This is a genomic window from Neisseria blantyrii, from assembly GCF_962747855.1.
Taxonomy (GTDB): Bacteria; Pseudomonadota; Gammaproteobacteria; order Burkholderiales; family Neisseriaceae; genus Neisseria; species Neisseria viridiae.
The window spans coordinates 46,369-58,426 of record NZ_CAUIZY010000012.1 but is presented as its reverse complement, the minus strand read 5'-3'; the positions used below and the strand labels follow the sequence as shown (position 1 = coordinate 58,426).

Sequence of the window (12,058 nt, the reverse complement as noted above, 5' to 3'; positions counted from 1 at the left end):
TGAATCGGTTCCGTACTATTTGTACTGTCTGCGGCTTCGTCGCCTTGTCCTGATTTTTGTTAATCCACTATACTTTCCCCATCCTATCAGTTTCCCGCTTCAGACGGCATAAGGTCTGAAAGAAAGACTACAATCATGAGTAATCCATTTTCCTCTTTAGGTTTGGGTACGGAACTCGTTTCCGCACTGACCGCGCAAGGCTATGAAACCCCAACCCCCATTCAGGCCGCCGCCATTCCCAAAGCACTCGCCGGTCATGATTTACTAGCCGCCGCCCAAACCGGCACGGGCAAAACCGCTGCCTTTATGCTGCCCAGTCTGGAACGCCTCAAACGCTACGCCACCGCCAGCACCTCGCCCGCGATGCACCCCGTGCGTATGCTCGTCCTCACCCCGACGCGCGAACTTGCCGACCAAATCGACCAAAACGTGCAGTCCTATATCAAAAACCTGCCGCTGCGCCATACCGTCTTGTTCGGCGGTATGAATATGGACAAACAGACCGCCGATTTGCGTGCCGGCTGCGAAATCGTCGTCGCCACCGTCGGACGGCTGCTCGACCACGTCAAACAAAAAAACATCAGTTTAAACAAAGTCGAAATCGTCGTTCTGGACGAAGCAGACCGCATGTTGGATATGGGGTTCATCGACGACATCCGCAAAATCATGCAGATGCTGCCCCGCCAACGCCAAACCCTACTCTTTTCCGCCACTTTCTCCGCCCCGATACGCAAACTGGCGCAAGACTTCATGAACGCGCCCGAAACCGTCGAAGTCGCCGCGCAAAACACCACCAACGCCAACGTCGAACAACACATCATCGCCGTCGATACCTTCCAAAAGCGCAACCTGCTCGAACGGCTGATTGTCGATCTGCATATGAACCAAGTCATCGTGTTCTGCAAAACCAAACAAAGCGTCGACCGCGTAACGCGCGAACTGGTGCGCCGCAACCTGTCCGCACAGGCGATACACGGCGACCGTTCCCAACAAAGCCGGCTCGAAACACTCAACGCCTTCAAAGACGGCAGCCTGCGCGTCCTCGTCGCCACCGACATCGCCGCGCGTGGGCTGGACATTGCCGAGCTGCCCTTCGTCATCAATTACGAAATGCCCGCCCAGCCCGAAGACTACGTCCACCGTATCGGGCGTACGGGGCGCGCGGGCGCGGACGGCGTGGCGATTTCCCTGATGGACGAATCCGAACAGAAAATGTTTGAATCCATTAAAGAGCTGACCGGCAACAAGCTGCTCATCGAACGCATCGAAGGCTTCGAGCCCCGATGGTGGGAACAGGAAGGCTCAAAACCGGAAAAAACCGGCACAAGCGAACCTAAACAGCGCAACCGCTACGAATCCGCCAAAGCGCAGCGCGAAAAAAACACCCGGCCGGAAACCACGGCAAACGATGCGGGCGCGGCCTGCGGGAAAATTGCCGGACGCAGCCGCCGAAGCCGCCGGGGACACCGGACGTGCGCCCTGCTCCAACCGCGTTACGGCGTAAAATAACCCTGAAAATCAAATGCCGTCTGAACATTTCCGTTTCAGACGGCATTTTTCAAACCGGACTGACGCATTGGAAGCAACCACCCGCACCGGATAAATTTCTGCTGCAAACAGTTTCAGACGGCATTTGCTGCCTGTACAATATCATTTCCTTTTCCACTCAAACCATCAGGATTTCCCAATGTCCACCCAATTCGATGTCGCCGTAATCGGCGCAGGTCCGGCAGGCTCGGTCGCATCCGCCCTGCTCCGCAAAAAAGGTTATCAAGTCTGCGTGTTGGAAAAACAGCACTTTCCGCGCTTCGTCATCGGCGAAAGCCTGCTGCCGCACTGTATGGAAATGCTGGAAGAAGCCGGATTTGCCGATGCCGTGCGCGCCGAGCCCGGCTTTCAGTTGAAAAACGGCGCGGCGTTTTCGTGGGGCAGCCGTTATACCGAATTCGATTTCACCGATAAATTTTCAGACGGCCCCGGCACGACTTATCAAGTGCGCCGCGCCGTGTTCGATAAAATCCTGATTGGCGAAGCCGCCAAACAAGGCGTTGAAGTACGTTTCGGGCACGGCGTAACCGCGTTCGACAATAGCGGCGATTTTGCCCGCTTGAACATCGAAACCGACACGGGCGAGAACTATGAACTGACCGCGAAATTCGTCTTGGACGCAAGCGGTTACGGACGCGTGCTGCCGCGCCTGCTGAATTTGGAAACACCCTCGCACCTGCCGCCGCGCCAAGCGCATTTCACGCACATCGACGACAACATTACCCACCCGAAATTCGACCGCAACAAAATCCTGATTACCACCCATCCGCAACACCGCGACGTGTGGATTTGGCTGATTCCCTTCGGCGACAACCGCTGTTCCGTCGGCGTGGTCGGCACGCCCGACAAACTTGCCGGCGAATCGGAAACGGTGTTGAAAAAATTTGTTTACGAATGCCCGATGCTGAACGAAATTTTGGACAAAGCCGTTTGGGAAAACGATTTTCCGTTCCGCTCCATCCAAGGCTATTCCGCCAACGTCAAATCGCTGTACGGCAGGCATTTCGCGCTGTTGGGCAATGCCGCCGAGTTCCTCGATCCCGTGTTCTCGTCGGGCGTAACCATCGCGCTGCACTCCGCCAAACTGGCTGCCGATTTATTGGCGAAGCAGCTTGAAGGCGGCACGGCGGATTGGGATACTGAGTTTGCCGAACCCTTGATGATCGGCGTGGACACATTCCGCACCTATGTGGACGGCTGGTACGATTTCCGCTTCCAAAACGTCGTGTACGCGCCCGACCGCAGCCCGGAAATCAGCCGTATGCTTTCTTCGATTTTGGCAGGCTACGCGTGGGATACCGAAAACCCGTTCGTGGCGAAATCCGAACAACGCCTGACTGCCTTGTCCGAATGGGTCGGTCAGTTGGAAACCGAATAAATCCGTACTACCATACAAAATGCCGTCTGAATCCAATCGGGTTCAGACGGCATTTCTATTTCAACTGTTTTTATGATTACTCGGGACGCATCTGCGGAAACAGAATCACATCGCGGATGGTTTGCGAATCGGTCAGCAGCATCACTAAGCGGTCGATACCGATGCCGCAACCGCCGGTCGGCGGCAAACCGAATTCCATCGCGCGGATGTAGTCGGCATCGTAGTGCATCGCTTCGTCGTCGCCCGCGTCTTTTTGCGCCACTTGCGCTTTGAAGCGTTCGGCCTGGTCTTCGGGGTCGTTCAACTCGGAATAGCCGTTTGCCAGTTCGCGGCCGACAACGAAAAGCTCGAAGCGTTCGGTCAGACCTTGTTTGGTATCGGAAGCGCGCGCCAACGGGGAAACTTCGACCGGGTAATCGACAATAAAGGTCGGGTTCCACAGTTTACCCTCGGCGCAACCTTCAAACAGGGCAAGTTGCAGGCTGCCTATGCCCGGGGACGGCGGCAGGCTTTCGCCGTGTTTGACGATTTCTTTTTTCAGCCATTCCGCATCGTTCAACTGCTCGTCGGTGTAGTGCGGATTGTATTTTTTGATGGCTTCGAGGATGGTCAGACGCTCGAACGGGCTTTCCAAATCGACTTCTTTGCCGTTGTAAGTGATGTTTGCCGTACCGTTTACCGTGCGCGATGCATTGCGGATGATGTCTTCCGCCATCTGCATCATACGTTCGTAGTCGGAGAAGGCTTCGTAGAATTCGATCATGGTGAATTCAGGGTTGTGGCGTACGGACATGCCTTCGTTGCGGAAGCTGCGGTTGATTTCAAACACGCGTTCCAAACCGCCGACGACCAGGCGTTTCAGATACAGCTCAGGGGCGATTCGCAAATAAAGCGGAATATCTAAGGCATTGTGATGGGTAACGAAGGGTTTTGCCGTCGCGCCGCCGGGAATCGGGTGCATCATTGGGGTTTCAACTTCCAAATAATGCTCGTTAACCATGAAATTGCGCACGGATTGGATGATTTGGCTGCGTTTGATGAAGGTATTGCGCGATTCTTCGTTGGCAATCAAATCGACATAGCGTTGGCGGTATTTGGTTTCCTGATCGCTCAAGCCTTTGTGTTTGTCCGGCAGCGGACGCAAGGATTTGGACAACAGGCGGATGTCGGACACGCGCACGGTCAATTCGCCGTGGTTGGTTTTGAACAAAGTACCTTCCGCGCCGACGATATCGCCCAAATCCCAATGGTTGAAATCGTCCAAAACTTCCTGACTCACGCCTTTGTTGTTCAGATAAAGCTGGATTTGACCGGTAACGTCTTGAATGGTGGCGAAGCTGGCTTTGCCCATTTGACGCTTCAGCATCATGCGGCCGGCCACTTTGACGGGAACGGCCTGCGGGTCGAGTTCTTCTTTGCCGATTTCGCCGTATTGGGCGTGCAAATCGGCGGCAAAGCTGTCGCGTTTGAAATCATTAGGGTAGGCGTTGCGCTGTTGGCGGATGTTGTGCAGTTTTTCACGGCGCAGGGCGATGATTTGGTTTTCGTCCAACTGCGGCTCGATTTGCGGATTATTTTGTTCGCTCATGGTATTTTCCGAAAAAATAAATCAGGCGCAGTCTGTTTCAGACGACCTGATTGAATCACAAAATTTGCGCATATTTTACGCGATGTCGGTGTTTTTTTCTAGGAAAGGGCAATGCCGTCTGAAAATATTACAGACGGCATTCAGATTTTGAAACCTATGCCAAAAGTCCGCTAAGGTTCAACAGGAACAAAACGGCAAATCCGGTCAGGTAGAGCAAGCCGACAATGGCAAGAAAATTCATACCGGCGGTAAGCTTGTGCCGTTTGTCTCCTTTGACCAGGCGGTAGTTGAGCCAGGCGAACACGGGGGCGGACACAAAGGCGGCAATCATGGCAAATTTGAGCAGATTCGCCATTACGCCGTCAAACCAGAAAATCACCGCCAAACCGCTGCCTGCAACCCAAATATTCCAGGCAAAGAGCTCGGCGTTGCCGGTTTTCTCACTGCCGCGCAGCAGGCGCACAGGTTCCGCAATGGCGCGTGCATAACCGTCAACAACGGTAATCGTCGTACCGTACATGCAGGCAAAAGCGATAAACGCCACTAGCGGACGCGACCAGTCGCCGATGGTTACCGCATACATATTGATCAGTTGTCCGATATATTTGCCGCCCGCCATCTGCACTTCTTCACCGTTGCCGTATTGCACGTACGCACCCAGGGCAAGGAAGACGACGGCAAGCACGGCACTGGTGATGTAACCGACGTTGAAATCAAAAATCCCGTCATGATAAGAGGAAGGTTGGAGGCGCTGTTTCTCCGTAACCCACAAAGAATTGATGGCGGAAATTTCAATCGGCGCAGGCATCCAGCCCATCAGCGCGATCAGGAAGCCCAAACCGGCCAGCGTCCACGGTGTCGGCTCGATAAAATCGGGTTTCATCTGCATACCGCGCGACATGGCGATACCGGCGGCGGCAACCGTGGCAACCGTCAGGCTGACGATGATGATTTTGGAAACATTGTCCAAAGCCTTGTAGCGTCCGCTCGCCAGGATAATCAGGCAGGAAGCCATAATCAGCGCGGAGATTGCGCCGATACCCAGTGTCAGCGAGGGAATCGCCATTTTAACGATGGCGGCAGTTACAATGGCAACCGCACCCGCGTTAATCGTCGCGGCAGCAATACACAAAATCAAAAAGACCCACAGGTAGATGCGGCTTTTCTCCGCATAACCTTCAATCAGGCTTTTACCCGTATCCAGCGTGTAATGCGCGCTGAAGCGGAAAAACGGGTATTTGAAGAGGTTGGTTAGGACGATAATCAACGCGAGCTGCCAGCCGTAAAGCGCACCTGCCTGTGTGGAGGCAATCAGGTGCGAACCGCCGACTGCCGCCGATGCCATCATAATACCCGGACCCAATGCATTGATTTTACTTTTCCAAGTCGAAATATATTGTTCGGACATGATTTTTCCGTATTGCTGATATAAAAATGCGTATTTTAACGTAATCTAAATACACGCCAAACCGGCTTATTGAAACTTTACACCCTAATATTCCTGATTTTTCCCAATTATTTTCAGAAAAACATGCAATATGGCATTTTATGCCTGAAAGTTTACAACAAATAGCCTTGCATCGCTTTTTATCGTACAAAATATACTTTCAAACCCCTGAACGCGTTTTGCAGTCGGCAAACGATTTGATAAGATGGTTACGTTTCCCCAGCCGGTACGCCGCCATGCCGTCTGAAACCTTACACTTTCTCTGGAGAATCCGTTCATGAATACCGTATCGAATTACCTGTCCGCATTGCGCGAAGCCATGAGGGCGCAAGGCTTGGACGCACTCGTCATCCCTTCCGCCGACCCCCACCTGTCCGAATACCTGCCCGAGCATTGGCAGGCGCGGCGCGAATTGTCGGGCTTTACCGGCTCGGTCGGCACATTTGTCGTTACCGCCGATGAAGCGGGCGTGTGGGTGGACAGCCGCTATTGGGAACAAGCCACCAAACAACTTTCCGGCAGCGGCATTGAGCTGCAAAAAAGCGGTCAAATGCCGCCGTACAACGAACGGCTCGCGGCAAACCTGCCCGAAAACGCCGCCGTCGGCATCCCTTCCGATATGGTGTCACTCACCGGCAAACGCACTTTGGCGCAATCCCTGACCGCCAAAAACATCCGCATCGAACACCCCGACGACCTGCTTGACCAAGTGTGGACAAGCCGTCCCGCCATCCCCGCCGAAACCGTGTTCATCCACGACCCCGCCTACGTCTCCGAGTCCGCCGCCGAAAAACTCGCCCGCGTGCGCGCCGTCATGGCGGAAAAAGGCGCGGATTACCACTTGGTTTCCTCGCTCGACGACATCGCTTGGCTGACCAACCTGCGCGGCAGCGACGTGCCTTTCAATCCCGTTTTCGTGTCCTTCCTGCTGATTGGCAAAGACAACGCCGTCCTGTTTACCGAACAATGCCGTCTGAACGCCGAAGCCGCCGCCGCGCTGCAAACCGCAGGCATCACGGTCGAACCTTACGCCCAAGTTGCCGACAAACTCGCGCAAATCGGCGGCGCACTGCTTATCGAACCGAACAAAACCGCCGTCAGTACGCTCGTGCGCCTGCCCGAAAGCGTGCGCCTTATCGAGGGCATCAACCCGTCCACCTTCTTCAAATCCGTCAAATCAGAAGCCGACATCGCCCGCATCCGCGAAGCGATGGAACACGACGGCGCGGCGTTGTGCGGTTTCTTCGCCGAGTTTGAAGACATCATCGACAACGGCGGCAGCCTGACCGAAATCGACGTAGACACCATGCTCTACCGCCACCGCAGCGCGCGACCGGGCTTCATTTCATTGAGTTTCGACACCATCGCGGGCTTCAACGCCAACGGCGCCCTGCCGCATTACAGCGCGACACCCGAAAGCCACAGCACCATCAGCGGCAATGGGCTTTTGCTCATCGACTCCGGCGCGCAATACAAAGGCGGCACAACCGACATCACCCGCGTCGTCCCCGTCGGCACGCCCACAGCAGAACAAAAACGCGACAACACGCTCGTCCTCAAAGCCCATATCGCGCTTGCCGAAGCCGTGTTCCCCGAAAACATCCCCTCACCGCTGATAGACGCGATTTGCCGCAAACCCCTGTGGCAGGTGCAATGCGACTACGGACACGGCACCGGCCACGGCGTGGGCTATTTCCTCAACGTCCACGAAGGCCCGCAACGCATCGCCTTCGCCGCCCCCGCCACGCCCGAAACCGCCATGAAAAAAGGCATGGTTACCTCCATCGAACCCGGTCTCTACCGTCCGGGAAAATGGGGCATCCGCATTGAAAACCTCGCCGCCAACCAAGCCGTCGCCGACCCGCAGGAAACCGAGTTCGGCAGCTTCTTGTACTTCGAAACCCTGACCCTCTGCCCCATCGATACTCGCCTGATGGACACCGCCCTCATGACCGACGGCGAAATCGACTGGGTCAACCGCTACCACGCCGAAGTCCGCCGCCGCCTCGAGCCACTGACCGAAGGCGCGGCAAAAGCATGGCTGATCAAACGCACCGAACCGCTGGCGCGTTAAACGGCACGGCGCAACAAAATGCCGTCTGAATCGGACTGACCTAAAAACTTTGAGCAGTTCGATCAAACGGCTTTCAAGGGCTGTTTCCTGTCCGGGACAGAATCAGCCCTTCCAATTTCAAGCTGTTCCTCTTATGGTTGTCATAGCGGATATATTCGTACAATGCCGCCCATCCGGCAAAAGTACTGCTTCCTCTACACCCAACCTTGTTGAAAAAGTGTAGGCGAATGTCAAAAAGCATCGGCGGATTTGGATTTGTTTGAATGCTTGCCGTAAAAAACTGCACCCTGCAAGTCGGAAATAGTGTCCGACTTGCAGGGTGCAGTTCAAACATCGGGTTTCAGACGGCATTGCGCCATGCGGATTATTTTTTCAGTTCGGACAGAATGTCATCCACGGTTTTCTTCGCGTCGCCGAAACACATCACGCTGTTTTCGTTGAAGAACAGCGGGTTTTGTACGCCTGCGTAGCCGGTGTTCATCGAGCGTTTGAAGACGACGACTTCTTTTGCCTTCCATACTTCCAAAACCGGCATACCCGCAATCGGGCTGTTCGGGTCGGTTTGGGCGGCAGGGTTGACGGTGTCGTTCGCACCAATCACCAAAACCACATCGGTTTCGGGGAAGTCGTCGTTGATTTCGTCCATTTCCAATACAATGTCGTAAGGCACTTTGGCTTCGGCAAGCAGCACGTTCATATGACCGGGCAGGCGGCCGGCGACGGGGTGGATGCCGAAGCGTACTTCTGTGCCGTTTTTACGCAAAAGCTCGGTGATTTCGGCAACGGGGTATTGCGCCTGTGCGACTGCCATACCGTAGCCCGGGGTGATAATGACGCTGTTTGCGCCTTTCAGCATTTCGGCAACATCGGCGGCTTTGACTTCTCGGTATTCCCCTATCTCTTGGCTGCCGGAAGATGATGTGCCACTGTCGCTGCCGAAACCGCCGGCGATTACCGAGACAAACGACCGGTTCATGGCTTTGCACATAATGTAGGACAGAATTGCGCCGCTTGAGCCGACCAGCGCGCCGGTAACGATGAGCAGGTCGTTGGAGAGCATAAAGCCTGCCGCTGCGGCCGCCCAGCCGGAGTAGGAGTTGAGCATAGATACGACCACGGGCATATCCGCGCCGCCGATGGAGGCAACCAAGTGCCAGCCGAATGCGAGGGCAATCAGGGTCATAATCAGCAGGATGAAGCCGCTGCCGTCAATGCCGACAAATACGAGCAGCAACACAAACGATACGGCAAGTGCCAGTGCGTTGAGCTTGTGTTTGGCGGGCAGTTGCAGCGGGCTGCTGCTGATTTTGCCGTTGAGTTTGCCGAATGCGACCAGTGAGCCGGTAAAGGTTACCGCGCCGATGAAAATGCCCAAATAGACTTCGACCAGATGGATGGTGTGCATATCGTGCGAAACGTTGCCCGGCTCGATATAGCTGTTGAAGCCGACCAAAACGGCTGCCAAGCCGACGAAGCTGTGCAAGAGCGCAATCAGTTCGGGCATTTCGGTCATTTCTACTTTTTTGGCTTTGTAGATGCCGATTGCCGCTCCGATGAGCATGGCGATGATGATCCAGCCCAGTCCATGGGTATTGTCGGAAAAGACCGTTACGAAGAGGGCGACCGCCATACCGGCGATACCGGAAGAACAGCCCTGTTTGGCGGTTTCCTGCTTGGACAGCCCCGCCAGTGAGAAGATGAATAAAATTGCGGCAACGATATACGCCGCTGTTACGAGTCCTGAAGACATAGAAATTCTCCGATTTTCGATGATTTGTTTTCAATGCCGTCTGAAAAATTGACGTTCGTGTTTTCAGACGGCATCTGTTTCAAGCAGCCACGACAAACAGCCCGACGGTGCAGACAAATCCGCCCGCCCACATCAGCGAGCGCAATGCGGCTTTGTCGGCGATATAGCACCAGATAAAGACGAGGCGGAACAGGATGAACAGGCCGGCAAGCGTGTTGACGGCCGATTGCGCCGCATTGCCGGTTGCGTGTGCCGTCAAAACGGCGGCGGCAAACGGTGCAAAGACTTCAAAACCGTTTTGCTGCGCGGCGTGGGCACGGGCGGCTGCGCCTTGCGTATGCGCCAGAAAATCGCGCGGATTGTGGTTGTCTTTAAACTGGAATCCGCCCGCTTTTTTGGCATACGCCGCACAAAAAAGCGGCAATAGGTAGGCAATCAGAATACACCAATAGGCGAAAGTCATGGCTTACCCTTTCTTAAACATATTCAGCATACGCCGTGTTACCGCAAAGCCGCCGAAGATGTTGATGCTGGCAATCAGGATGGCGATGAAGGCAAGCAGCGAAACAAAGCCGTTGCCCTGACCGATTTGCAGCAGCGCGCCGACGACGATGATGCCGGAGATGGCGTTGGTTACCGACATCAGCGGTGTGTGCAGCGAGTGGCTGACGTTCCAAACGACATAGTAGCCGATGACGCAGGCGAGGACGAAGACGATAAAGTGGTTCAGGAATGCTGCGGGTGCGACCGCGCCGACCCACAGCACCAATACGGCGGCGATGACGGCGGGCGCGAATTTCTTCCACAGGGGAACAGGTTTCGGCTCGGGCTTGGCGGCAGGCGCGGCTTTTTCAGACGGCGTTTGCTGCGGCTGGGCGGAAACTTGAATCGGCGGAGGCGGGAAGGTGATTTCGCCGTCGCGGGTAACGGTCATGTTGCGGATGATCACGTCTTCGAAGTCCAGCGTGATTTCGCCGTCTTTGTTCGGGCTTAACAGCTTGGTCAGGTTGACCAAGTTGGTGGCGTAAAGCTGAGAAGACTGTCCGGCAAGGCGGTTTGCCATGTCGGTGTAGCCGATGATTTTCACGCCGTTGTCGGTTACGAACAATTCGCCCGGGCGGGTGAGTTCGCAGTTGCCGCCCGTCGCCGCCGCCAAATCGACGATGACGGAGCCGGATTTCATGCTTTCCACCATTTCTTTGGTAATCAGCTTGGGCGCGGGTTTGCCCGGAATGGCGGCGGTGGTGATGATGATGTCCACTTCTTTCGCCTGTTCGGCAAATAGCTTCATCTCGGCGGCGATAAATTCGTCGCTCATCACTTTGGCGTAGCCGTCGCCGCTGCCGCCCGATTCTTGCGGGAAGTCGAGTTTCAGGAACTTACCGCCCATCGATTCGATTTGTTCTGCCACTTCCAAGCGTGTATCGAATGCGCGCACCACTGCGCCGAGCGAATTTGCCGTACCAATCGCCGCCAAACCCGCCACACCTGCACCAATCACCAAAACCTGCGCGGGCGGCACTTTGCCGGCGGCAGTAATTTGACCGGTGAAGAAACGGCCGAAGGCGTTGGCGGCTTCAATCACGGCGCGGTAGCCGCTGATGTTTGCCATCGAAGACAAAGCGTCCAAAGCCTGCGCGCGGGAAATGCGGGGCACCATATCCATCGCCAGCGCGTTGACTTTCTTGGCGCGCAAGGCTTCGACCAAGGCTTCGTTTTGGCGCGGCCACAGGAAGCTGACGATGGTCTGACCTTCGTTCAAAAGCGGCAGTTCCTGTTCGGACGGCGCGTTGACCTTATAAATTAAAGGGCATGCCCAAACCGTTGCTTTGTCGGCAACGGTTGCGCCTGCTGCTTGGTAAGCGGCATCGTCCAAACTTGCCGCCAAACCTGCACCGCTTTCGACAACGGTTTCAAAGCCCAGTTTGCCCAGCAGGGCGACGGTTGCGGGCGTGCAGGCGACGCGGGTTTCGCCGGATAATGACTCGCGTGGGATACCGATTTTCATCTCTGAATCCTTTTTCGGGTTGTTTATATGTATCGTGGGTTAAATTTAAATCGGGGCAGGGCGGAGCAACGCCGTACCGGTTTAAAACCGATTCACTTCAAATGTTAATATATTTTAGATAATCCCCTTATAACGAATTTTCATCAGGCTGGCAATAGTTGCGGCATTTTCCCGTGTTGTCCGACATATACTGCCGTTTGCGTTTGAACTCATTTTCCGATTGCAGTCCCGCCCACCGTAACATTCTTTGCCGTTTCACTATATA

General features: G+C 55.0%; 8 protein-coding genes. 3 read left to right on the top strand and 5 right to left on the bottom strand.

All coding sequences use genetic code 11. The features are described 5' to 3' along the window. Window positions 1–135: 135 nt before the first annotated feature. Window positions 136–1,509, top strand: coding sequence for a DEAD/DEAH box helicase (locus Q9J80_RS09375; RefSeq protein ID WP_301673122.1), 1,374 nt, complete (start codon window positions 136–138; stop codon window positions 1,507–1,509). Between the two features lie 178 nt (window positions 1,510–1,687). Beyond that, window positions 1,688–2,926 (top strand): NAD(P)/FAD-dependent oxidoreductase, encoded by a 1,239-nt coding sequence (locus tag Q9J80_RS09370; RefSeq protein ID WP_301673123.1) that lies wholly within the window; start codon window positions 1,688–1,690, stop codon window positions 2,924–2,926. 76 nt (window positions 2,927–3,002) lie between these two features. On the opposite strand, the gene lysS is transcribed toward Q9J80_RS09370, so the two are convergent. Both lysS and Q9J80_RS09360 read right to left on the bottom strand, forming a co-directional pair. After that, complete coding sequence (gene lysS, locus Q9J80_RS09365) at window positions 3,003–4,514, bottom strand: lysine--tRNA ligase (RefSeq protein WP_301673124.1); 1,512 nt, start codon at window positions 4,512–4,514, stop codon at window positions 3,003–3,005. Window positions 4,515–4,668: 154 nt separating this feature from the next. Then, the gene (locus Q9J80_RS09360; RefSeq protein ID WP_301673125.1) at window positions 4,669–5,922 is read right to left on the bottom strand and encodes an NRAMP family divalent metal transporter; all 1,254 of its coding nucleotides are present in this window, start codon (window positions 5,920–5,922) and stop codon (window positions 4,669–4,671) included. Between the two features lie 316 nt (window positions 5,923–6,238). Between Q9J80_RS09360 and Q9J80_RS09355 the strand changes: the two genes are divergently transcribed. Continuing rightward, window positions 6,239–8,035, top strand: a complete 1,797-nt coding sequence (locus tag Q9J80_RS09355; RefSeq protein WP_301673126.1) for an aminopeptidase P family protein — start codon at window positions 6,239–6,241, stop codon at window positions 8,033–8,035. Between the two features lie 364 nt (window positions 8,036–8,399). Here the strand turns inward: Q9J80_RS09355 and pntB are convergent, their stop codons facing one another. The 3 genes from pntB to Q9J80_RS09340 all read right to left on the bottom strand — a co-directional run bounded on the left by pntB (window position 8,400) and on the right by Q9J80_RS09340 (window position 11,793). Further along, on the bottom strand, window positions 8,400–9,785 hold the full coding sequence (gene pntB, locus Q9J80_RS09350; protein WP_304672820.1) for a Re/Si-specific NAD(P)(+) transhydrogenase subunit beta: 1,386 nt from the start codon (window positions 9,783–9,785) through the stop codon (window positions 8,400–8,402). Window positions 9,786–9,864: 79 nt separating this feature from the next. Further along, window positions 9,865–10,248, bottom strand: coding sequence for an MAPEG family protein (locus Q9J80_RS09345; RefSeq protein WP_304672819.1), 384 nt, complete (start codon window positions 10,246–10,248; stop codon window positions 9,865–9,867). A 3-nt stretch (window positions 10,249–10,251) separates the two neighbouring features. Further along, window positions 10,252–11,793: a Re/Si-specific NAD(P)(+) transhydrogenase subunit alpha gene (locus Q9J80_RS09340; RefSeq protein ID WP_304672818.1), complete on the bottom strand. Its 1,542-nt coding sequence runs from the start codon at window positions 11,791–11,793 to the stop codon at window positions 10,252–10,254. Between the last annotated feature and the right edge of the window lie 265 nt (window positions 11,794–12,058).

Bases quoted from the DNA above. Each gene is read 5' to 3' on its own strand.
- Q9J80_RS09375 (WP_301673122.1), top strand. From the start codon at position 136: ATGAGTAATCCATTTTCCTCTTTAGGTTTGGGTACGGAACTCGTTTCC.
- Q9J80_RS09370 (WP_301673123.1), top strand. From the start codon at position 1,688: ATGTCCACCCAATTCGATGTCGCCGTAATCGGCGCAGGTCCGGCAGGC.
- lysS (WP_301673124.1), bottom strand. From the start codon at position 4,514: ATGAGCGAACAAAATAATCCGCAAATCGAGCCGCAGTTGGACGAAAAC.
- Q9J80_RS09360 (WP_301673125.1), bottom strand. From the start codon at position 5,922: ATGTCCGAACAATATATTTCGACTTGGAAAAGTAAAATCAATGCATTG.
- Q9J80_RS09355 (WP_301673126.1), top strand. From the start codon at position 6,239: ATGAATACCGTATCGAATTACCTGTCCGCATTGCGCGAAGCCATGAGG.
- pntB (WP_304672820.1), bottom strand. From the start codon at position 9,785: ATGTCTTCAGGACTCGTAACAGCGGCGTATATCGTTGCCGCAATTTTA.
- Q9J80_RS09345 (WP_304672819.1), bottom strand. From the start codon at position 10,248: ATGACTTTCGCCTATTGGTGTATTCTGATTGCCTACCTATTGCCGCTT.
- Q9J80_RS09340 (WP_304672818.1), bottom strand. From the start codon at position 11,793: ATGAAAATCGGTATCCCACGCGAGTCATTATCCGGCGAAACCCGCGTC.